This is a genomic window from Noviherbaspirillum phoenicis (assembly GCF_047237965.1).
Classification (GTDB): Bacteria; Pseudomonadota; Gammaproteobacteria; order Burkholderiales; family Burkholderiaceae_D; genus Noviherbaspirillum_A.
On sequence record NZ_JBDFLX010000001.1, the window covers coordinates 170,633 to 192,857 of the forward strand.

The following is a 22,225-nucleotide window of genomic DNA, read 5'->3' on the forward strand; positions in this document are numbered from 1 at the left end:
GGCATTGTTTCGTCCGTCAGAAGGATCATTCATTAGCGGACGAAAAGCCCTGCGGTTGACCTCCGTCGCGAAAATATTTTGTGCTTGCCTGACTGGCATTGCCAGGTCAATAACAGCCGCGCAGGCTCCTAGTGCGTCACTGTCTTCCAGCCGCGGCGGGGGATGGCGTCGTGCTTCCCGACCGCAGGGCCTTGCATGGATGGCTGCTTGTCCAGTTGCGATGCCGCGAAAGAGGCCAGCAGTTGCGCCTTCACCTGGTCTTCCAGCGCGTGGCGGCGTGCTGCCGCGCCGCGCTTGTTCGAGGGATAGGCATTGAGTGGCCGACGCTGATGCGAAAGCGGCAGGCTGAACAGGCCGTCCGGCGCCTCGATGCCGCCCATGTCGGTCCAGATCGCGTCATAGGACTGCACGATGCAGCGGCGCTTGCGCCAATGGCGGTAGATGTGCTGCGTGTCGCCGACGCCCGCCATGCCCGGCAGCGCACATGCTGAGGCCATGGCCTGCATGCCGGCGAAGAGCAGGTCGCGCGGGCGCAGGCCCCACAGGTCGCGGGTGGCATCCCGGATCCTGTCGCGGCTGGTCGGGCAATTGTTGCCTTGCCAGCAGCCGATGATCAGGCTGGGCAGCCCATTTCTGTCGCCGCAGGAAAATGCGGTCTTGAGCAGGGTGAAGCCGTCGCCTTCCAGGCGCAGCATCAACTCGCCTTCCTTGGGCAGGTCGCGCGCCGAGCACAGTACCAGCCGGTAGCTGGCCCCGCTCTTGCCGGCGAACTCGGCCAGAACGACATCGGCCTGCATGGCCGCGAGCAGCAGCCGGGCCCCGGGCTGGCGCAGCAGGAACTGGTAATGCGATATCAGCTGGCCGGCGCGGGCGCTGGCGCCGAGGCTTTTGTAGCCATAGGGACGGTGGATTTTCTCGGCAAGGTAGGGATGCTGCCGCAACAGTGCCAGCAGCGGCTTGCTGTTCCAGAGGCAATCCAGCACCCGCGTCGTCGGGCCGAGCTGGGCAAGCGAGCGCATCAGCATCTTGCTGCGCCGGTAACGCGCGGTGCCGGGGTCAGCCGCCGGGTAGAGCCATTCCGCGGCAGTGCCTATCCGCTGCGCGGCCGCGCCGCCCGCCAGAGCACGCACGGTCCACAGCAGCATCGTGTCAAGAAGGGCGTACATGTATCGTCTCTCATACACTTATCGATTTTTATTAGTGTTCCCAGCGCCGTTAATGCTCCAGCGGCTTATTCCTGCGGCGTGCGCGCGAAGTAGCCGTAGGCCAGCGGCAGCAGCAGGGTGAAGAAGGTGGCCGACACGATGCCGCCGACGATCACCACCGCGAACGGCCGCTGCGTTTCCGAACCGACGCCATGCGACAGCGCCGCCGGCAGCAGTCCCAGGCCGGCCATCAGCGCCGTCATCAGGATCGGACGCAGGCGCGCCACCGCGCCTTCGACCGCGCTTTGCAGCGAAGCCGCGCCATTGCCCGCCAGTTCCATGATCTGCTCGACCATGATCACGCCGTTCTGCACCGAGATGCCGGCCACGGCGATGAAGCCGACCGCCGCCGACACCGAGAAGTGCAGGCCGGCCGCGGCCAGGCCGGCAATGCCGCCGATCAGGGCGAACGGCACGATGGACAGCACCAGCGTGGCCTTGCCGACCGAGCGGAAGGCCCAGAACAGCAGCGAGAAGATCAGGAGCGCCGTCACCGGCACGATCACCGTCAGCCGGCGCACCGCGCGCTGCTGGTTCTCGAACTGGCCGCCCCAGGTCATGGTGTAGCCGGCAGGCAGCACCACCTGTTCCCTGACCTTGCGCTGTGCCTCGGCGACGAAGCTGCCCTGGTCGCGCCCGATCAGGTTGGCCTTGATCGAGGCATTGCGGCCGCCCGCCTCGCGGCTGATGCGCGCCGCGCCCTGGCGCGTCTGCACCTTGGCCACGTCGCCCAGGTTGATCGTGCCGCCGCCCGGCAGCGGCACCGGAATCGCCGCGATGTCGTCGACCGACTCGCGCGCCTCGGCGCGCAGGCGCACCGTGATGTCGAAGCGGCGGTCGCCCTCGTAGAACTGGTTGACCGCGTTGCCGGCCAGCGCGGTCTGGATCGCGGCGTTGACGTCGGAGACGTTCATGCCCAGGCGGGCGATACGGTCGCGGTCGATCACGATGTCGAGTTCACTCTGGCCGCCGATGCGGATGGCGGCGACGTCGGCCGAGCCCCGGATGCCGCTCAGGATGGACGCCACCTGCTCGCTCTTCTGCGTCAGCACTTCCAGGTCGGGCCCGAAGATCTTGACCGCGATCTCGCCCTTGACGCCGGACAGCGATTCCTCGACGTTGTCCTGGATCACCTGCGAGAAATTGGTGGGCACGCCCGGCAGGCGCCGGATGCGGGCCGACATGTCGGCGATCATGCTTTCCTTGCTTGCGAAGCGCCAGGCGTCGCGCGGCTTGAGGTCGGCCAGCACCTCGAGATTGTTGGGGCCCTTGGGATCGGTGCCGTCGTCCGGCCGGCCGACCTGGGTGATGATGTTGCCCACTTCCGGATAGGTCAGCAGGATGGCCCGCACCTGGCCCTCGATGCGCTTGGTCTGCTCCAGCGAGCTCGACGGCGCCAGCGTGATGGTGAGCCAGATGTTGCCTTCGTCGAGCTTGGGCAGGAACTCGCTGCCCAGGCGCGGCGCCAGCGCCAGCGTGACGGCCAGCGCGGCGGCGGAGACGCCGAAGACCGTGAAGCGGCGCGCATGGGCCTTGTGCAGGAAGCGGCGATAGCGTTCCTGCAGCGCATGCATCCACGGGCTGTGGCGCTCGGCCATGGTGTGGCGCTTCATCAGCAGCGCCAGCAGGGTCGGCACCAGCGTCATGGTCAGCAGGATCGCGCCCAGCATGGCGAAGCTCAGGGTCAGCGCCACCGGCGTGAAGATCTTGCCCTCGACCCGCTGGAACGTGAAGATCGGAATGAACGCCACGATGATGATGGCCTTGGCGAACAGGATTGGATGGCCCAGCTCGACCAGCGTGCCGCGCAGCACGTCCTTGCGCCAGAGGTAGTCGGCGTCGGCATGGGTCGGGTCGAACTTGTGCGCCGCCAGCCTGACCATCAGCGCCTCGACCAGCACCACGGCGCTGTCGATGATGATGCCGAAGTCGACCGCGCCGAGCGAGATCAGGTTGGCCGGCACGCCTTTCAGGTCCAGCATGATGAAGGCGAACAGCAGCGACAGCGGGATCACCGCCGCCACCACCAGCGCGGCGCGCCAGTCGCGCAGGAAGATGACCAGGATCGCGATCACCAGCGCCGCGCCCACCAGCAGGTTCTCGGCCACGGTGTGCACCGTATGGTCGATCAGCTTGGTGCGGTCGTAGATCGGGTGCAGCTTGACGCCCTTGGGCAGCCTGGTATGCACCTGCTCGATGCGCTCCTTGATGTCTTCCACGACCTTGGCGGCATTGCCGCCGCGAACCATCTGCACCACGCCCTGGACCACGCTGTCGCTGCGGTTGAAGGCGACGATGCCGGACTTGGGCCGGATGCCGATGGCCACTTCGGCCAGGTCGGACACCAGCACGGTCTTGCCGGCCTTGGCGCTGACGATCACGCGGCCGATGTCGTCGACGCTGGAAAACAGGCCGATGCCGCGCACGATCAGGCCCTCGTCGCCGCGCTTGACATAGCCGCCGCCGACGTTGGCGCTGTTGTTGGTCAGCGCCTGGCTGACCTGGTCCATCGTGATGCCGTAGCGCTTCAATGCCTGCGGGTCGATGCGGACCTGGTATTCCCGCACCGCGCCGCCGAAGCTGACCACGTCGGCCACGCCGGACACGCTGCGCAGCGCCGGGCGGATCACCCAGTCCTGCAGCGCCCGCACTTCGGATTCCGGCATCGAGGACGGCGCCTCGACGATATAGCGGTACACCTCGCCGACGGCGGTGGTCAGCGGCGCCAGCGTGGGCTGGAGGCCGGGCGGCAGGTTCACGCCCTGCAGCTTTTCCAGCACCTGCTGGCGGGCGAAATAGTCGTTGGTGCCATCCTCGAAGGTCAGGGTGACGATGGACAGGCCGCTGATGGTGACCGAGCGCAACTGGGTCTGGCGCGGCACGCCGCTCATCTCGCGCTCGATCGGCAGCGTGACGGTGCGCTCGATTTCCTCCGGCGCCTGGCCGGGGTACTGGGTGACGATCTGCACCTGCACGTCCTGCACGTCAGGGAAGGCCTCGATCGGCAGATTGGTCAGGGAGCGGTAGCCAAATACCGCCAGGGCGGCGGTGAGGACCAGCACGAATACCCGCTGGTTGAGGACGAAACGAATCAGCTTATCGAGCATGGGACGCCATTTCCGCATTCAGCAGCAGCGCACCTTCCACCACCACCTTTTCACCGGCCGACAGGCCGCTTTCAACAAAGCTGACATCGCGGCCGCGCAGCGCCAGGCTGACCTGCCGCTTCTCGAAGGCGCCGGGCGCCTTTTCGACGAAGGCGTAGGTATGGATGCCCTCGGTCACCAGGCCGCCGTTGGGCAGCGCGATCGCGCGCCGGTTGTTGTCGGCCAGGAAGGAGACGCGGGCAAACATTTCCGGCCGCAGGCGGCCGTCGGCATTGTCAACGGTGCAGCGCACCTGGACCCGGCGGGTTGCCGGGTCCAGTCCGAAGCCGACCTTCTCGACCGTGCCGGCGAACTGCACGCCGGGATACGCTTCGGTCTCGATGCCGACCTTCTGGCCGGGCTGGACCCGGCCCAGGCTGCGCTCGGGCACGTCCACCAGCAGCCACAAACGCGACGGATCGCTGACCACGAACAGCGGCGCGGCCTGGTCGGGCCGCAGTTCCATGCCGGGCGTGACCTGGCGGTCGACCACCACGCCCGCCAGCGGCGAACGCAGGTTGAACCGGCCGTTGTCGGCGCCGGAGGCATGCAGGTTCTTCATTCGCAATGCGCTGCGCCGGCTCTCGGCCACTGCCTGGCGGTAATCCGCCTCGGCGGCCTCGACTTCCTTCTGCGGCACCACTTCGTGCGACAGCAATGTGCGGGCGCGGTCGTAGGCCAGTTTCTTGCGGCGCTCGTCGGCCACGGCCTTCTGGTTGTCGGCATCGGCGGCGGCCAGTTCCGGTGCATCGGCCTGGAGCAGCACGGCGTCGCGCGCGACGCGGTCGCCCACCTCGGCACGCACCGCCAGCACCCGGCCGGCGATCGGGCTGGAGATGCGGGCAGTGCGGTTTTCATCCAGCGCCAGGCGGCCGTTGAGCGGCTCCGACACCGGCAGCGGCAGGGCGGCGGCGGTTTCGGTGCGCAGCGTCGACAGTTGCGGCGCATTGGCGGGATACTGCAGCACGCCGTTCTGGTTGACCGGGCTGGCGACCTGCTCCGGCTCGGCGACGACCGGCTGGTTGGCGGCCTGCAGATGGCGGGTGAGGCTGATGGCGCCCAGCGCCAGCGCGGCCGCCACGGCGACGACCAGGGCGGTCTGGATGGGTTTTTTGAAAGTCATGGCTGGTCTCCGGAGGCGTTGGATTTGGCGGCTTCCCAGGCGGCCAGTGCTTTTGCGTGGTCTGCGCGGGCGGCGGCCGCTTCGAGCAGCGTGGCGCGGCGGGTGCGGCGCGCATCGAGCACATCCATCACGCCGGCCGCGCCATTGCGGAATGCGTATTCAGCAGCATCCGCCGACTTGGCGGACGCTGCAAGGAGTTCGGTGTCGTAGCGGCGCAGGCGGATGGCGGCCTGGCGCGCGTCGCTGGCGCTGACGATGAGTTCGCCGCGCGCCGCGGCCCGGATCCTTTCCAGCGCCACCGCGGCATTGTCGGCCGCCGCCTGGGCGCTGCGGATCTCGCCCGTGAACTGGTTCTGCAGGAACAGCGGAATCTGGATCGAGATGCCGACGCTATTGCCGCTGCCCTGGTTATTGGCGCCGTTCTGCGGCCAGTGTTCAGCCTGCACGCCGACCGTCACGTCGCGGGTGCGCAGGGACAGGGCCAGACGCAGCGCGGCATCGGCGGCACGGACCCGGGCTTCGGCGGCGCGGATGTCGGCGCGGTTGCCGATGGCCGCGTCGGCCATTGCCTCGTAGGCGAGGTCGGGGTCCGCCACCGGCCAGGCATCGGTGGCGCGCAGGTCGGTCGTGCCGGCCAGGCCGCCCAGCGCCAGGGACAGCGTCTGCTGCGCCCGCCGCACCTCGGCTTCGACCTGGTTCACATCGTTGGCGGCGCGCAGCGCATCGACTTCGACGCGGGCTACGTCGGCGCCGGCGATGTCGCCGGCCTTGCGGCGCTGCACGGCCGCTTCCCGGGTCCTGTCGTACAGGCTCGCGGTCTCGCGCACGATGTCGCGCCGCTCCTGCGCTTCCAGCAGGTCGTAGTAGGCCTGCGCCACCGCCAGCCGCATCTGGCGCCGCACGTCGCCGAGGTCGTTGCGCGCGGCCTGTTCCAGCAATTGCGCGTTTTCAACCCGCAGCGCACGCTTGCCGCCGCGTTCGATCTGCTGGTCGATGCGCACCGTGGTGTCGACCGCCTTGTTGCGCAGCGACCCGCTGCCCACGCCCTGGGACGGATTGATGTTGATGGTCTGCAGGGTCAGCAGCGGATTGGGGCCGACGTCGGCGGAGCGCACGCCAGCCTGCGCATTGCGCAATGCCGTCAGCGCCAGCCTGAGGTCGTGGTTACTGTCCAGGGCAATGCGTTGCGCATCGTCCAGCCTCAGGGCCATGCCGCTGTCCTGGGCCGCGGCGGTGCTCGGACCCGGCAATGACAATGCGCAGGCGAGCAGCAAAATAAACTTCTTCATGTACAGTTACGTGATCAGTGAAACAACGTCCTATCCCGCGGGTGGCGGACGGTCATTGCAAAACAGGCGCAAGACCTCGCCGGCGGAGTCATCCTAGAGTTTCTTCCTGTCAGGTAACTGAGGATTTGCTGACAAAACGCTGACGGCCGGCCATTGCGGATTTCCCCTACAATGGGCCTCCCGAATCACGCCGCTTTTTCCCTACGCAATGCATGTGCTTTTAGTCGAAGACGACGCCGTCCTGTCCGATGGCATCGCCCGCAACCTGACCAACCATGGGATGGTGGTGGACGTGGTGTCCAACGGCCGCGATGCCGACCTGGCGCTGCAGCGGCGAGACATCGCCGTGGTGGTGCTCGACATCGGCCTGCCCGGCATCGACGGTTTCGAGGTGGTGCGCCGGCTGCGTGCCCGCGGCAGCACCACCCCGGTGTTGCTCCTGACCGCGCGCGACGCGGTGGAAGACCGGGTATTCGGCCTGGAGCTGGGCGCCGACGACTATCTGGCCAAGCCGTTCGCCACGCCGGAACTGGTGGCCAGGGTCAGGGCGCTGCTGCGCCGGGCCAGCCCGGCCCAGACCAGCGTCAAGATGGGCGAACTGACGCTGGACACCGCCGCGCGCCGGGCCATGGTTCGCGGCCGGCCGATCGAGTTGTCGGTGCGCGAATGGGGCATCCTGGAGTACCTGATCCGGCACAGCGGCCGGGTTGTCTCGAAGCAGCAGATCATCGATGCCATCCTGCCATGGGGCGAGGAACTGACGCTCAACGCGGTGGAAGTCTATGTCTCGCGCATCCGCATCAAGCTCGGCGACGCCGGCCTGGCGCTGCGCACGATACGCGGCTTCGGCTACATGCTGGAATCCGAGCGCTAGGATGCGCAGCATACGGCTGAGCCTGCTCAAGTGGCTGCTGTTGCCGCTGCTCCTGCTTAACCTGATCGGCGCGGCCGGCACCTACCTGCTGGCCTGGCGCCCGACCCAGATCGCCTTCGACCAGAGCCTGGCCGACGTGGCCTGGGCGCTCTTGCCTTATGTGACGCAGCGCGACGGCGGCATCGTGGTCGACCTGTCGCGGCAAGCCGAGCAGGTATTGCGGCTGGACCATGTCGATGCGGTGTATTTCGTCGTGCGCAACCACAAGGGCGAGATCGTCGCCGGCGATGCCGATTTTCCGGAAATGCCGGAGCCCAAGGCGATGAACGAGCCCGAGGCGCGCGACGGCCGCATGCGCGGCGTGGCCATCCGCGTGATCACCTTGTCCACGCTGGTCGGCAGCGAGCCCGTGACGATTTGCGTCGCCGAAACCTTGTGGAAGCGCATCAGCGTGCGCTCGGGCTCGAACTTCGCCGGCCTGCTGGTCCATGAACTGCTGCTGACGCTGCTGTCTGTTGCGATCGTCTGGATTGCCGTGACGCGCGGCCTGGCGCCGTTGCGGGCGATGCAGTCCAACCTGCACGGCCGCGCCGACGACGACCTGGCCAACCTGCCGGACGACCCGATGGCGCTGGAACTCAAGCCGGTGGCCGCCGCCTTCAATGGCCTGCTGGAAAGGGTGCGCCGGGCGGCCCGCAGCCAGCAGGATTTTCTGGCCAACGCCGCGCACCAGCTGCGTACGCCGCTGGCCGGGCTCAAGACCCAGCTGGAATGGATGGACCGGCGCCATGCCAGCGACCCCGACAGCGCCCGTTCGGTGGCGATGATGCTGGCCTCCACCGAGCGCATGATCCGACAGACCAACCAGTTGCTGGCGCTGGCGCGGGCCGAGCCCAGCCAGTTCCAGAAAACCCGGCTATACCCGGTGCAGCTCGACCGGCTGGTGCAGGACTCGATCCAGCATTTCGTCGAGGAAGCCGACAAGAAGCAGATCGACCTCGGCTTCGAACTGGCGCCGCTGACCATCGCCGGCGACCGTTTCCTGCTGCGCGACCTGATCGATAACCTGGTCGACAATGCGATCCGCTATACCCAGCCGGGCGGCCGGGTCACGGTGAGCTGCCACGAGGCCGACGGCCGCGGCCTGCTGCAGGTGGAGGACGACGGGCCGGGCATACCGGGGGGCGAACTCGACCTGATCTTCAGCCGGTTTTATCGGCTCAACAATGACGTCGCCGGCAGCGGCTTGGGACTGGCCATCGTGCGCGACATTGTCACTGACCATAATGCCGAACTGAAGGTGTCACCGGGCGGCGGCGGTCGCGGCACCGTGTTCTCGGTCAGCTTTGCGCTGGCGCAGGAGGAGCAGGAGGCGGGGGCTGTGCATCCCGTGGGGTAGGGGGCTAGCGTTGCGCCGGGCGCTTGATTGCGGGAAGGCTTTTTGCTGCTGGGAATTGAGGGTGATGGTTATGAGAGGCGTGGCGGTATTGTGCCGTTGCAGTTGCTTTTGACGTGGCCATTGCCGTTGCGGTTGCCGTTGCAGTTAGGGTCCCCGTCTGTGTACCGCCGTGACGGCGATGCCCGGAGCGGGAAAAGGTGCGGCGTCTGTCTGAGCGCCGCGCAGCGGAGCGAGTTTAGCCGCGCCCCGCTCCGGGCATCGACGGCGCGGGAACCCCGCGCAGCGGGGCGGCACAGTCGGGGTCGCCTTTTTTGGTTACTTTTTTGGCGAAGCAAAAAAGTGACTCGCCCGCCGGGGCGAACACCCGGCCTGGTCATGACGACAGTGCAGTGGAGTTGTTTCACCCGACGTAAAGACGTCACTGCGAAGCAGCAGTTGCTTTTGAATTTAAAGAAGTTAAAGGTTTAGGCTTCAAAACCTGTTGAACAGCAACTACGACAGTGCTGCCCGTGCCTTGCCGGGTGACGCAATGCGGCTGCACTGCCGTGGAGACAAGCCGGGAATCCGTCCCGGCGGCCGGGTCACTTTTTTTGCTTCGCTGTATAGACCGGGGACATGGGTAACAACTGTGCCGGGACATGGGTAACACTTTGGCGTATTCCATATCAAGCCAAAGGATTCTCTAACCATGCCCTGGAAAGACGTTGACATGATGACCCTTCGACAAGAATTTACGGCGCTAGCGCAGCAGGATGGCGTGAACTTCAGTGCCCTATGCACGCGTTTTGGAATCAGTCGCAAGACAGGATACAAATGGCGTGAACGCAGCATGACGCAGGGCCCTGCTGGCCTGCAGGACTGCTCGCGCAGACCCTGCAATACGCCACTGCGTACCAGCCAGGCAAACGAAGAGCTGGTAGTGAAGGTGCGTCTGAAACATCCCACCTGGGGCGGCCGCAAGATTCATCGCAGCCTGCTCAATCAGGGTCACATCCAGGTGCCAACCCCCAGCACCATTACCCGGATTCTGCATCGACATGGCTTGATCTCAGAAAAGGCAAGCGCAAACAGCACCGCCTGGCAGCGCTTCGAGCATGCCCAGCCCAATGATCTCTGGCAGATCGACTTCAAGGGCCATTTCCAGACCGGCCAGGCCACGTGTCATCCACTGACCGTGCTGGATGATCATTCACGCTACAACATCGTCCTGCAGGCTTGCCTGAACCCGGACACTGCCACTGTGCAGGCAGCTCTGGAAACTGCCTTTCGCCATCACGGCATGCCAGTACGGATCAACGCTGACAACGGTTCTCCATGGGGCAGTCCGTCGCAGCACGAACACGGCATCACCAAGCTCACCATCTGGTTGATTCAGTTGGGCATTCGCATCAGTCACAGTCGTCCGGCTCATCCACAGACCAATGGCAAGGACGAACGTTTCCATCGCACGCTCAAGGCAGATGTGCTGCACGGGCGTCACTTCGTTGACCTTGAGGAGGTCCAGAACGCATTCGACCGCTGGCGAATGATCTACAACAACGAGCGGCCGCATGAAGCCATCGGCATGGCCACGCCGGTAACCCGGTTCCGGCAAAGCCGTCTGGCCTATCCCGAGCGATTGCCAGAGATTGTTTATCCGCAGGAAGACCTGGTGGAGACCGTCGGGTGGAACGGGCATGTGAAGTTCCACAAGCGCAGCTTTCGCGTCTCCAGCGCCTTGCACAGGCATCGTATTGCGGCCCGCGCCCTGTCAGGCCAGGACGGCATCTATGACCTGTACTTTGCGCATCAGCGATTTGGCCAAATCGACTTGCGCGATGCCGAAAAGCACGATTAAATCTGTTACCCATGTCCCGGCACATGTGTAACCTATGTCCCCGGTCTATACACTTCGCCAAAAAAAGTAACCAAAAAAAGGCGACCCGGTGATCGCGCCCTCGCTGCGCGAGGGTCCCCGTGCCAGCGGTACCCGGAGCGGGGCGCGGCTAAACTCGCCAAGCTGCGCTTGGCTCAGACAGACGCCGCACCTTTTCCCGCTCCGCGCACCGCTGACACGGCGCGCTCAACGGGATTTCACTGCCACTTCAAAAGCAACGGCAACCGCAGAAGCAACTGCTACGTCAAAAGCAACTGCTACGTCAAAAGCAACTGCTACGTCAAAAGCAACTGCTACGTCAAAAGCAACTGCAACTGTCGCTGCGCGTGCGTCAAAGACAGCGGCAATCACCGCCAATAGCCTTGTTTCCTCCCGACTCCGGCAAGACCCAGTACGGCATACCTCCATCACGATTACAATGCCGCCTCCCGCCCACCGACCTGATGGAGCTACTCCATGTCCCTGTCCACACTGCGCCGCGCTGTTCTTGTCATGCTGCTGGCATCGTCGCTCCCCGCGCTGGCCGACGATACGCTGCGCTTCGGCGTCGGCCTGTTCCAGCCGGACAGGGAAAAGAATGACGCCACCTACCGGCCGCTGGCCGACTACCTGGCAACGAAGCTGGGCCGTAAGGTGCAGCTGCGTACCGTGGATAGCTGGGAAGGACTGGCCAAGTCACTGGCCAGCGGCGAGACCGACATCGCGCTGCTGGGGCCGTGGGGGTATGTGCTGGCCAACCGCAATGCCGGCGCGCAGGCGGTGGCTACCATCCTCTACGACGGCAAGCCAACCTACCATGCGCTGATCGTGACGCGGCCCGACAGCGGCATCCAGACCCTGGCCGACCTCAAGGGCAAGCACTTCGCCTTCGGCGACAAGGGCTCCACCTCGGGCTACCTGATCCCGACCTACCAGTTCCTGACCATGGGCATCCCGGACCCGGAGAAGTTCTTCGGCAAGGTGGTCTACACCAGGCATCAGGCGATCGAAACACAAGTGACCCGCGGCGAACTCGATGCCGGCGCGGACTACGACCGCAACCGCAACGCCATGATCGAGCAGGGCCTGATCAGGGCCGCCGACAGCAAGATCATCTGGACCTCGGCGCCGCTGCCCAATGACGCCTTTGCCGTCAGCGCCGACCTGGCGCGCGACAAGGCCCTGGTGGACAGGCTGAAGGCGGCGCTGGAACAGGCCGGCGCGGCGGCGAAGGCCAGCCCCGGGCTGCTGCCGGCGCATTACACCGGTTTCGTGGCCAGCGACGATGCGCTGTACAAGCCGATCCGCGACGCCGGCCTGGCCACCGGCAAGCTGCAGCCGCGCCCATGACCCTGGCCAGCCGCCGTCCGGCGCGCTTGTGGCTGTTCGCGCTGCTGTACGGTCTGCTGATCGCTGCCAGCGTGGCCAGCTTCGTACGCGCCGGCGACTTCCAGTTCGGCCGCAAGCCGTGGCAAAACCTGACGCGCACGCTGCACGAACTGTCGCGGCCCAGCCTGGTCGACGCCTGGCTGGGCGAGCGTGCGTTCGTCTACCGCGATGACGCCGGGCAGGTGGTGCGCACCGAGGACAGGCGGGCGCTGGAACGGGCTTATCTGCTGGGCCTGCTGGAAGCGGTATGGACTACGATCAAGGTGGCCACGCTCGGCTCGCTGGCCGCCGCGCTGGCCGCGCTGCCGTTCGGCGTGCTGGCTGCCCGCAACATGCTGGCGCCGCGCTGGCTTGCGGCGCCGGCGCGGCTGCTGCTGGATGCGGCGCGGGCGATCCATGCATTGGTGTTCGGCCTGCTGCTGGTGGGCATCATCGGGCTCGGACCGATGGCCGGCATCCTGGCGATCGCCTTTCATTCCTTCGGCAGCTACGGCAAGCTGTATGCGGATGCGATCGAGACCATCGACCGGCGCCTGATCGACGCCGGCCTGGTGCTCGGCATGACGCCGCTGCAGACGCTGGTCCATGCGCTGCCGCGCACCATGCTGCCGCAGGCGCTGGCGATCCACCTGTATATCTGGGAATTCAACGTGCGCGACTCCACCGTGCTGGGCCTGATCGGCGTCGGCGGCCTCGGGCTGCTGGTGTCGGAAGCGGTCTCGCTGTTCCAGTGGGGACGGCTGGCGACGCTGCTGCTGGCCATCGTGCTGCTGGTCACCGTGTTCGACCGGGTCAGCCGGCGGGTCAGGGCCGAACTGGCGCTGCGTCACTGAGCTTATCCGCCGCCGGGCCGGCAACGTGCAAGCCGGTTTCGGTTTATGCTTTGCACTCGTTTTTCTCCGGACAACTTTCCATGCGCGCTACCTTTCCCCTGCTGGTCGATACCGACTTCCCCGCCATCCAGCGCCGGCAGCCGGACACGCTCCAGGTCAACCTGGGCTACACCTGCAACCAGACCTGCGTGCATTGCCACGTCAACGCCGGCCCCAACCGCACCGAGCAGATGGACCGCGCCACCGTGGAGCAGGTGCTGGACGTGCTGCGCCGCGGCGGCATCGCCACGCTCGACCTGACCGGCGGCGCGCCGGAGATGAATCCGCATTTCCGCTACCTGGTCGAGTCGGCGCGCGCGCTCGGCGTGACGGTGATGGACCGCTGCAACCTGACCATCCTCGACGAGCCGGGCTACAAAGATACGGCTCGCTTCCTGGCCGACCAGCAGGTGCAGATCGTGGCCTCGCTGCCCTGCTACCTGGAAGACAATGTCGACCGCCAGCGCGGACGCGGCACCTTCGAAACCAGCATCCGCATGCTGCAGCTGCTCAATACGCTGGGCTATGGCATCAACCCGGCGCTGCAGCTGCACCTGGTCTACAACCCGCAGGGTCCGTCGCTGCCGCCGCCGCAGGCGCGCCTGAAAGCCGATTACGACCGCTTCCTCGGCGAGCAGTTCGGCATCCGCTTCAACCAGCTCTTCACCATCACCAACATGCCGATCCAGCGCTTCGGCAGCATGCTGCTGTCCAAGGGCCAGTTCAACGGCTACATGCAACTGCTGCGCGAGTCCCACCAGGACGCCAATCTGAAGCAGGTGATGTGCCGCTCGCTGGTGTCGGTGGACTACCAGGGCTACCTGTACGACTGCGACTTCAACCAGATGCTGGGCATGCCGATGCGGCATGACGGCAGCCGCCGCATGCACCTGGCCGACATGCTCGAAGGCGGCCTGCAGGGCAAGCGGGTGGCGGTGGCGGACCATTGCTGGGCCTGCACCGCCGGCGCTGGCAGCAGCTGCGGCGGCGCGCTGGCGTGAACGCGCCGGAAGAATTCGCCAGTGTCGCGGGCCGCAGCTGCCCGGCCAGTTATGGCTATGGCGCCGGCGTGTTCCGGCGCGCGCCGGACTTCGCCTGCGACACGCTGTACGTAATCGGCGGCCTGTACGGCAACCCCGAGGCGCTGGATGCAGTAGAGGCGATGGCGGCGCTGGAAGCAGGGCAGGCGCAGGCGCCGCCAACACTGGCCTTCAATGGCGACTTCCACTGGTTCGACGCCAGCGATGCCGCGTTCGCCGACATCCAGCGCCGGGTGCTGCGCCATATCGCGCTGCGCGGCAACGTCGAGACCGAGCTGGCCGCCGATGACGCGGGCTTTGGCTGCGGCTGCGGCTATCCGGACGATGTCGGCGACGACGAGGTCGAGCGCTCCAACCAGATCCTGCTGCGCCTGCGCGCTACCGCGATGCGCCATCCGCATCAGCGCCTGCTGATGGGCGCCTTGCCCATGCACGCCGTGGCGCTTGTTGCGGGCGCGCGCATCGGCATCGTGCATGGCGATGCGCAGGCGCTGGCCGGCTGGGGCTTTGCGCAGTCCAGCCTCGACGATCGCGGCCAGCGCGAGGCGCTGCTGCGCCAGTTCAGCCAGTCCGGCATTGACGTCTTCGCAAGCAGCCATACCTGCCTGCCGGCATTGCGCCGCTTCGATGCCGGCGGCCGCACGCATGCCGTGATCAACAACGGCGCGGCCGGCATGCCCAACTTCGAGGGTGCGCGGCATGGCGTGATCAGCCGCATCGCCTCAACGCCGGCGCCGGCCTCGCTGCCCGTGCTGCATGAAGCGGCCTGGCCGGTGGCGGGCCGCATGCTGCATGTGGCCGCGCTGGCGGTGCGCTACGACCATGAGGGCTGGCGCGCCCGTTTCCTGGCCGACTGGCCACCTGGCTCGCCGGCCCATCGTTCCTATTTCCGGCGCATCGAGCAGGGACCCGCGTACACTCCGCGCGATGCCTACCGATGAGCCACACCGCCCTGCCGCAGCAGGGCAGGCCGCCAACTTCACCCGGACCCCGATGAAAACCAGACGCCTGTTGCTGCTCCTGCTGGTCGCCGCCGCGATCGCCGCCTTCTTTGCCTTTGACCTGGGCCGCTACCTGAGCCTGGAAGCGCTGAAGGCGCGGCAGGAAGCGCTGACGGCCTATGCCGCGCTGCATCCGGGGCGCAGCGCGGCGCTGTTCTTTGCCATCTATACCGCGGCCACCGCGCTGTCGATTCCCGGCGCGGCCATCCTGACCCTGGGCGCGGGGGCAGTGTTCGGCTTCTGGCTGGGCCTCTTGATCGTCTCCTTCGCCTCCACTATCGGCGCCACGCTGGCCTTTCTCGCGTCGCGCTTCCTGCTGCGCGACGTCGTCAAGCGCCGCTTCGGCGAGCGCGCAAAGGCCATCGACCAAGGCATTGCCCGCGACGGCGCCTTCTACCTGTTCACGCTGCGCCTGGTGCCGCTGTTTCCGTTCTTCCTGATCAACCTGCTGATGGGCCTGACCGCGCTGCCGGCGCGCACCTTCTACTGGGTCAGCCAGATCGGCATGCTGGCCGGCACCGCGGTCTATGTGAACGCCGGCACACAGCTGGCGCAGCTCTCCTCGCTGCGCGGCATCCTGTCGCCCGGACTGCTGCTCTCATTTACGCTGCTGGGCATCTTCCCGCTGCTGGCGAAGAAGGCAATCTCGGCGTACAAGGCGCGCCGCGTGTATGCCCGCTGGCCAAGGCCGCGCCGCGTCGACTACAACATGGTGGTGATCGGCGCCGGCTCGGCCGGGCTGGTGTCGGCCTATATCGCCAGCGCGGTCAAGGCCAAAGTCGCGCTGGTGGAAAAGCACCGCATGGGCGGCGACTGCCTGAACACCGGCTGCGTGCCGTCCAAGGCATTGATCAAGAGCGCCCGCCTGATGTCGCAGATCCGGCATGCCGGCGACTACGGCCTGGCCGGCGCCGATGCCCGTGTCGATTTCGCCGCAGTGATGGCGCGGGTGCGGCGGGTGATCGCGGACATCGAGCCGCATGACTCGGTCGAGCGCTATACCGGGCTGGGGGTGGAGCCCGTGATCGGCGAAGCGCGCATCGTCTCGCCATTCGAAGTCGAGGTGAGGCAGGCGGACGGCGCGACGCGGCGCCTCACCACGCGCAGCATCGTGATTGCCGCCGGCGCCCGTCCGTTCGTGCCGCCCATCCCCGGCCTGGACCAGGTCGGCTGCCTGACGTCGGACACGCTGTGGGAACTGAACGAACTGCCGCGCCGCCTGCTGGTGCTGGGCGGCGGGCCGATAGGCTGCGAACTGGCGCAGGCCTTTGCCCGGCTGGGGTCGGAAGTGACGCAGGTTGAAATGGCCGAACGCCTGATGGCGCGCGAAGACGCCGATGTGTCCGAGCTGGTAGCCAATCGCTTTCGTGCCGAAGGCATACGGGTGCTGACCGGGCACAAGGCCGAACGTTTCCTGGCCGAGGGCGGGGAGAAGATGCTGGTCGCCCGCCATGCCGGCGGCGAGCTGCGCATCGGCTTCGACGTTGTGATCTGCGCGCTCGGCCGCGTGGCCAATACCGCCGGCTATGGCCTGGAGGAACTGGGCATCCCGGTGACGGCCGCGCGCACCGTCGAGACCGACGACTACCTGCAGACGCTGTATCCCAACATCCTCGCCGCCGGCGACGTCGCCGGGCCTTACCAGTTCACCCATGTGGCCGCGCATCAGGCCTGGTATGCCGCGGTCAATGGCCTGTTCGGCCGCTTCCGGCGCTTCCGCGCCGACTATTCGGTGATTCCCTGGGCCACGTTCATCGAACCCGAGGTGGCGCGGGTCGGCCTGAACGAACAGGAGGCGAAGGAGAAGGGCATCGCCTTCGAAGTCACGCGCTACGGCATCGATGATCTCGACCGCGCCATCGCCGATGGCATCGCCCATGGCTGGGTCAAGGTGCTGACGGTGCCGGGCAAGGACAGGATACTGGGCGCCACCATCGTCGGAGAACATGCCGGCGACCTGATCGCCGAATTCGTGCTGGCGATGAAGCATGGCCTGGGCATGAACAAGCTGCTGGGCACCATCCATATCTATCCCACCCTGGCCGAAGCCAACAAGTATGCCGCCGGCAACTGGAAGCGCGCCCATGCGCCCGAGAAGCTGCTGGACTGGGTGCAGCGCTTCCATGCGTGGCAGCGCGGCTGACGGGGAGGAAACAGACGATGCGCCTGTCCATCATCATCCCGGTGCTGAATGAAGCAGCCGGCATCGAGCCGCTGCTGTTGCGCCTGGCGCCCCTGCGCGCGCGCGGCGCGCAGCTAGTGGTGGTCGATGGCGGCAGCAGCGATGCCACCCTGGCGCTGGCTCGTCCGCATGCGGACCAGCTCATCACGGCGCCGCGCGGACGGGCCAGCCAGATGCATGCCGGCGCGCTGGCGGCGGTCGGCGATGCGCTGCTGTTCCTGCATGCCGATACGCTGCTGCCGCCCGACGTTGATGAGCTGATCGGGGCGGCATTGCGCAGCCGGCCGTGGGGCCGCTTCGATGTGGCCCTGGACGGCGCGCATCCGATGTTCCGGGTGATTGCAGCCATGATGAATTGGCGTTCCAGAGTGACGTCGATCGCCACTGGCGACCAGGCGCTTTTCATGCACCGCGCCTTCTATCTGCAGGCCGGCGGTTTCCCCCAGATCGCGCTGATGGAAGACATCGCCTTCTGCAAGCGCGCGCGGCGGCTGGCCCGGCCCGCCTGTCTGCGCCAGCGGGTGCTGACCTCGTCGCGCCGATGGGAAAAGCATGGCATCTGGCGCACGATATGGCTGATGTGGCGGCTGCGCCTGGCTTACTTCCTGGGTGCGGACCCGCGGCGGCTGGCGCAGCAGTACGGCTACCGCAAGCAGGCATGAACGATCTGCATATCGCCATCTTCACCCGCGCGCCGGCGCCGGGCACGGCCAAGACCCGGCTGATTCCCCTGCTGGGCGCGGAGGGCGCGGCCCGCGTGCAGCGGCAGATGACCTGGCGCACGCTGGGCACGGCCTGCGCGCTGCCGGACGCGCAGGTTTCCCTCTGGTGCGCCGGTGATATCGCGCATCCCTTTCTACGTGAATGCGCCAGCAATTTCGGTGTGCCCTGCCTGCCGCAGTCGGACGGCGATCTTGGCCTGCGCATGGCGCACTGCCTGCAGACCGTTCTTGCCACGCATCGCAAGGCGCTGCTGATCGGCACCGACTGCCCGGCTTTCGATGTCGAAGCGTTGCAGTCGGCAGCATTGGCGCTGGATACGGCGCGCATGGTGTTCACGCCAGCCGAGGACGGCGGCTATGTGCTGGTCGGTGCGCGCCGTGGCGGGCTGGAGGAACGCTGTTTTAGCGAGATGGCGTGGAGCACCGCGCAGGTGATGGCGCAAACGCGTGAGCGGCTGCGGGAAAATGGCTGGCGCATTGGTCTGGACTGGATCGAGATGCCGGCATTGTGGGATGTGGATACGCCGGCGGATTATCTGCGGGCGCGGCCGCTGCTTGAGGCGCCCTAGCCGAATTGCCGGATCCCGGCAGAGTCGCCTGCCGGATCAGGCCTACGCCAGCAGCGCCTTCACCGCCGCTCGCGCTTCGCGCCCCAGCTGCACCAGATCCACGCCTGGCAGGCTGTCGTTGTCCACCACCGCGCGACCCTGGACCAGCAGCCACTTCAGGTGCGGCCGTCCGCCGCAGGCCACCGGCCCGATGGCCGGGTCATGCAGGCCGAAGTAGCGCGGGTCGTCCAGTGCATAGACGGCGATGTCGGCGCAGCCGCCCACCGCGATGCCCTGCAGTCCGTCGATGCCGAGTACGCGGGCGCCGCCGGTGCTGCCCCAGCGCACCACGTCCTCGATGCTGGCGGCGTCGGCGCCGCCCTCGGACGTGCCGCCGGCATAGCCGGGCAGGGCGTCCTGTCCGCCGCGGGCGCGCTGCATCAGCCAGGCCGCATGGGTTTCCGAGATCATGTCGGCTGCTTCATTCGATGCGGCGCCGTCGACGCCGATCGACACCGTCACACCGGCCGCTTCCAGCTGGCGCACCGGCGCGATGCCGCTGCCCAGGCGTCCATTGCTTTGCGGGCAGTGGGCTATGCCGGTGCCGGTCTGGCCCAGCAATGCGATTTCCTCCGCATCGAGCTTGACCAGGTGGGCGTACCAGACATCCGGCCCCAGCCAGTCATGCTCGGCGACGAATGCCACCGGCGAGCAGCCGAACTTGCCGCGCGCGGCCTGCTGGTATTCCACCGTCTCCGACAGGTGGCTGTGCAGGCGCAGGCCCAGGCTGCGGCCAAAGGCGGCCAGTTCGCGCAGCTCGGCCGGCTGCACCGAATACAGCGGCGTGGTGGGGGCCATCACGATGCGCCGCATCGCGTCCGGCGCGACATCGTGATAGCGCGCAGCCAGCCGCGCCACGTCGTCCTGGTAGGCCTGCAGCGACTCGGGCCGCAATGCGCTCGGCAGGTCGGCTTCCAGCTGGCGGGTCTGGGTGGCGCCGCCGCGGCACAGCACGAAGCGCAGGCCCAGCGCCTCGGCTTCCTCGAACAGGATGGCCGAGCTGTCATAGGGCATGCCGGGGTAATACAGATAATGATGATCAGCCACAGTGGCGCAACCGGAGCGCGCCAGCTCCACCAGGCCTATGCGCGCCGCCAGCCGGAACAGCTTCTCGTCGAAACTGGCGCGGTAGCGGTAGGGCGTGGCGGCCAGCCATTCGGTCAGGGACAGGTTCAGGCCGCCGGGGTCGCCCTTGAGCAGCGACTGGAACAGGTGGTGATGGGTATTCACCCAGGCCGGGTAGACCACGCAGTCGGTCGCGTCGAGCACGCGTTCGCCGGGCAGGGCGGTCAGCTTGCCGATGGCCTGGATGCGGCCGTCGACGATGCGGATATCGGGGCCGGCCGCGCGGCCGCCGTCGTCGGCGCGGCCGGTCAGGATGCTGTGGGCGTTGGAGATCAGCAGGGATGTCTGGGAAGCCTGGGTCATGAAATAAGCCGTTATCAAAGGGCAAGCGCCGAAGCAGGCGCTGTTGCAAGTTTCCTGCCACGCGGTTTTTGCACCATATGGAATACATCGAACGGGTACGGATATTGCTGATTGATGGAAAGACGCGGATTCGATGATGCACTGCTCGAATCAGGTGCGCACCATTTTGAGTCATGCAACATTAATAGGACAACCATGCCCCGTTTCAAGCCATTTCATTTGAGCGCCGCACTGATACTGTGCGCCGCGTCGGTCGCCGCCACCGCGCAAGAGACCAAGATCAAGTTCCAGCTCGACTGGCGCTTCGAAGGACCGTCCGCGCTGTTCCTGGTCGCCAAGAGCAAGGGCTACTTCGCGCAGGAAAAGCTGGATGTCACCATCGATGCCGGCAATGGCTCCGGCAATGCGGTCAACCGGGTGGCGTCGGGCAGCTATGACATGGGCTTTGCCGACATGGCCGCGCTGATGGAGTTCAGCGCCAACAACCCGACCGCGCCATCCAAGCCGGTGGCGGTGATGATGGTCTACAACGATACGCCGGCCGCTGTGATGGCCCTGAAGAAGTCCGGCATCAGGAGCCCGGCCGACCTCGGCGGCAAGAAGCTGGGCGCGCCGGTGTTCGACGCCGGCCGCCGCGCCTACCCGATCTTCGCCAAGGCCAATGGCCTGGACGTGAGCAAGGCGACCTGGGTCAGCATGGACCCGCAGCTGCGCGAAACCATGCTGGCGCGCGGCGACATCGATGCCATCACCGGCTTTTACTTCACCTCGCTGCTTAACTTGAATGCGCGCGGCGTGAAGGACGAGGACATCGTGGTGCTGTCCTATCCGAACCATGGCGTGAAACTGTACGGCAATGCCATCATCGCCTCCGACAACCTGGTCAAGCAGAACCCGGAAGCGATCAGGGCCTTCCTGCGCGCCTTTGCCAAGGCGTCGAAGGATGTGATGGCCAATCCGGATGCGGCGGTCGCCGCGATCAAGGCGCGCGATGCGCTGGTGGATGAAAAGCTGGAAGCGCGCCGCCTGAAGCTTGCCATCGCCAGTTCGATCGCCACGCCCAATGCAAGGGCGGAAGGCTATGGCCAGGTGTCGGCGCCGCGCCTGTCGCTGATGGCGTCGCAGGTGTCGGACGCCTATGGCACCAAGACCCGGGTCGATCCGAACGCGGTCTGGAATGCGTCCTTCCTGCCGTCGAAGGCAGAGCTCAACGTCTTCCCGAAATAAGCCGCAAGCAAGTTCTCATCCGTTGCCACCGGCCCTCGCCGATTCCGGCGAGGGCGTATCCGAGCCGTCATGTCCGCCACCTTCGTCAATTTCAAGAACGTCTTCCTCGCCTACAACGACAGCGGCGACTTCGCCGTGGAAGATATTTCCCTTACCACCCGCCAGGGCGAATTCATCGCCATCGTCGGCCCGTCCGGCTGCGGCAAATCGACCTTCATGAAGCTGGCCACCGGCCTGAAGGCGCCGACCCGCGGCAGCGTCACCATCGATGGCGTGCCCGTCACCGGCCCGTTGAAGATCGTCGGCATGGCCTTCCAGGCGCCGACCCTGCTGCCATGGCGCACCACGCTGGACAATGTGCTGCTGCCGCTGGAAATCGTCGAGCCGCACCGCAGCCGCTTCCGCCAGCATCGCGCCGAATATGAGGAACGCGCGCTGAAGCTGCTGAAGGCGGTCGGCCTCGACGGCTACGCGCGGCAGTACCCGTGGCAGCTGTCCGGCGGCATGCAGCAGCGCGCCTCGATCTGCCGCGCGCTGATCCATGAGCCCAAGATGCTGCTGCTCGACGAGCCGTTCGGCGCGCTCGACGCCTTCACCCGCGAAGAGCTGTGGTGCATCCTGCGCGACCTGCAGGCGGCGCAGAAATTCAATGTGATCCTGGTCACGCACGACCTGCGGGAAGCCGCCTTCCTGGCCGACACCATCTACGTGATGAGCCGCCGCCCGGGACGCATCGTCGCCCGTCGCGAAAACCCGCTGCCCGGCCCACGCGATCTGGAGCTGACCTATACCGAGGCCTTCAGCGCGCTGGTGCATGAGCTGCGCGAGCATATCGGCCGCGTGCGCACTGCCTGAAAGGAATGAC

At 66.6% G+C, this 22,225-nt stretch carries 18 protein-coding genes; 12 read left to right on the plus strand and 6 right to left on the minus strand.

From position 1 onward, the window contains the following. Positions 1-128 precede the first annotated feature (128 nt). From ABC383_RS00770 to ABC383_RS00785, 4 genes are all read right to left on the minus strand, one after another. Positions 129-1,166: a VirK/YbjX family protein gene (locus ABC383_RS00770; protein WP_413011083.1), complete on the minus strand. Its 1,038-nt coding sequence runs from the start codon at positions 1,164-1,166 to the stop codon at positions 129-131. Between the two features lie 65 nt (positions 1,167-1,231). Continuing rightward, the gene (locus ABC383_RS00775) at positions 1,232-4,312 is read right to left on the minus strand and encodes an efflux RND transporter permease subunit (protein ID WP_413011085.1); all 3,081 of its coding nucleotides are present in this window, start codon (positions 4,310-4,312) and stop codon (positions 1,232-1,234) included. Next, positions 4,302-5,474: an efflux RND transporter periplasmic adaptor subunit gene (locus ABC383_RS00780; RefSeq protein ID WP_413011087.1), complete on the minus strand. Its 1,173-nt coding sequence runs from the start codon at positions 5,472-5,474 to the stop codon at positions 4,302-4,304. Before ABC383_RS00780 ends, ABC383_RS00775 begins: the two co-directional genes overlap by 11 nt. After that, a complete protein-coding gene (locus tag ABC383_RS00785) occupies positions 5,471-6,763 on the minus strand; it encodes a TolC family protein (protein ID WP_413011089.1) in 1,293 nt (430 codons plus the stop codon). The genes ABC383_RS00780 and ABC383_RS00785 overlap by 4 nt, the downstream gene beginning before the upstream one ends. A gap of 208 nt (positions 6,764-6,971) precedes the next feature. On the opposite strand from ABC383_RS00785, the gene ABC383_RS00790 reads away from it, so the two are divergent. The 3 genes from ABC383_RS00790 to ABC383_RS00800 all read left to right on the plus strand — a co-directional run bounded on the left by ABC383_RS00790 (position 6,972) and on the right by ABC383_RS00800 (position 10,873). Continuing rightward, a complete protein-coding gene (locus ABC383_RS00790; RefSeq protein WP_194712780.1) occupies positions 6,972-7,637 on the plus strand; it encodes a response regulator transcription factor in 666 nt (221 codons plus the stop codon). 1 nt (position 7,638) lies between these two features. Further along, complete coding sequence (locus ABC383_RS00795; protein WP_413011092.1) at positions 7,639-9,036, plus strand: sensor histidine kinase N-terminal domain-containing protein; 1,398 nt, start codon at positions 7,639-7,641, stop codon at positions 9,034-9,036. Between the two features lie 688 nt (positions 9,037-9,724). After that, complete coding sequence (locus ABC383_RS00800) at positions 9,725-10,873, plus strand: IS481 family transposase (protein ID WP_413011093.1); 1,149 nt, start codon at positions 9,725-9,727, stop codon at positions 10,871-10,873. Between the two features lie 225 nt (positions 10,874-11,098). Here ABC383_RS00800 and ABC383_RS00805 read toward each other — a convergent pair whose 3' ends face one another. Then, positions 11,099-11,269: a hypothetical protein gene (locus tag ABC383_RS00805; protein WP_413011095.1), complete on the minus strand. Its 171-nt coding sequence runs from the start codon at positions 11,267-11,269 to the stop codon at positions 11,099-11,101. 99 nt (positions 11,270-11,368) lie between these two features. On the opposite strand from ABC383_RS00805, the gene ABC383_RS00810 reads away from it, so the two are divergent. From ABC383_RS00810 to ABC383_RS00840, 7 genes are all read left to right on the plus strand, one after another. Continuing rightward, entirely contained in the window at positions 11,369-12,241 is an 873-nt protein-coding gene (locus ABC383_RS00810) for a phosphate/phosphite/phosphonate ABC transporter substrate-binding protein (RefSeq protein ID WP_413011097.1), read from the plus strand. Next, positions 12,238-13,113, plus strand: coding sequence for a PhnE/PtxC family ABC transporter permease (locus tag ABC383_RS00815; RefSeq protein WP_413011099.1), 876 nt, complete (start codon positions 12,238-12,240; stop codon positions 13,111-13,113). The genes ABC383_RS00810 and ABC383_RS00815 overlap by 4 nt, the downstream gene beginning before the upstream one ends. An 80-nt stretch (positions 13,114-13,193) precedes the next feature. Then, the gene (gene arsS, locus ABC383_RS00820) at positions 13,194-14,153 is read left to right on the plus strand and encodes an arsenosugar biosynthesis radical SAM (seleno)protein ArsS (RefSeq protein ID WP_413011101.1); all 960 of its coding nucleotides are present in this window, start codon (positions 13,194-13,196) and stop codon (positions 14,151-14,153) included. Further along, positions 14,099-15,133 (plus strand): metallophosphoesterase family protein, encoded by a 1,035-nt coding sequence (locus ABC383_RS00825; RefSeq protein WP_413011103.1) that lies wholly within the window; start codon positions 14,099-14,101, stop codon positions 15,131-15,133. The genes arsS and ABC383_RS00825 overlap by 55 nt, the downstream gene beginning before the upstream one ends. 52 nt (positions 15,134-15,185) lie before the next feature. Beyond that, entirely contained in the window at positions 15,186-17,336 is a 2,151-nt protein-coding gene (locus tag ABC383_RS00830) for a dihydrolipoyl dehydrogenase family protein (protein ID WP_413011105.1), read from the plus strand. Between the two features lie 17 nt (positions 17,337-17,353). Further along, positions 17,354-18,037: a TIGR04283 family arsenosugar biosynthesis glycosyltransferase gene (locus tag ABC383_RS00835; RefSeq protein ID WP_413011106.1), complete on the plus strand. Its 684-nt coding sequence runs from the start codon at positions 17,354-17,356 to the stop codon at positions 18,035-18,037. Continuing rightward, the gene (locus tag ABC383_RS00840; RefSeq protein ID WP_413011108.1) at positions 18,034-18,666 is read left to right on the plus strand and encodes a TIGR04282 family arsenosugar biosynthesis glycosyltransferase; all 633 of its coding nucleotides are present in this window, start codon (positions 18,034-18,036) and stop codon (positions 18,664-18,666) included. The genes ABC383_RS00835 and ABC383_RS00840 overlap by 4 nt, the downstream gene beginning before the upstream one ends. A gap of 42 nt (positions 18,667-18,708) precedes the next feature. On the opposite strand, the gene ABC383_RS00845 is transcribed toward ABC383_RS00840, so the two are convergent. After that, positions 18,709-20,133: an amidohydrolase family protein gene (locus tag ABC383_RS00845; protein WP_413011109.1), complete on the minus strand. Its 1,425-nt coding sequence runs from the start codon at positions 20,131-20,133 to the stop codon at positions 18,709-18,711. A gap of 195 nt (positions 20,134-20,328) precedes the next feature. Here ABC383_RS00845 and ABC383_RS00850 point away from each other — a divergent pair, with 195 nt between their 5' ends. Further along, a complete protein-coding gene (locus ABC383_RS00850) occupies positions 20,329-21,360 on the plus strand; it encodes an ABC transporter substrate-binding protein (protein WP_413011110.1) in 1,032 nt (343 codons plus the stop codon). Between the two features lie 69 nt (positions 21,361-21,429). Next, positions 21,430-22,215: an ABC transporter ATP-binding protein gene (locus ABC383_RS00855; protein WP_413011112.1), complete on the plus strand. Its 786-nt coding sequence runs from the start codon at positions 21,430-21,432 to the stop codon at positions 22,213-22,215. Positions 22,216-22,225: the final 10 nt, after the last annotated feature.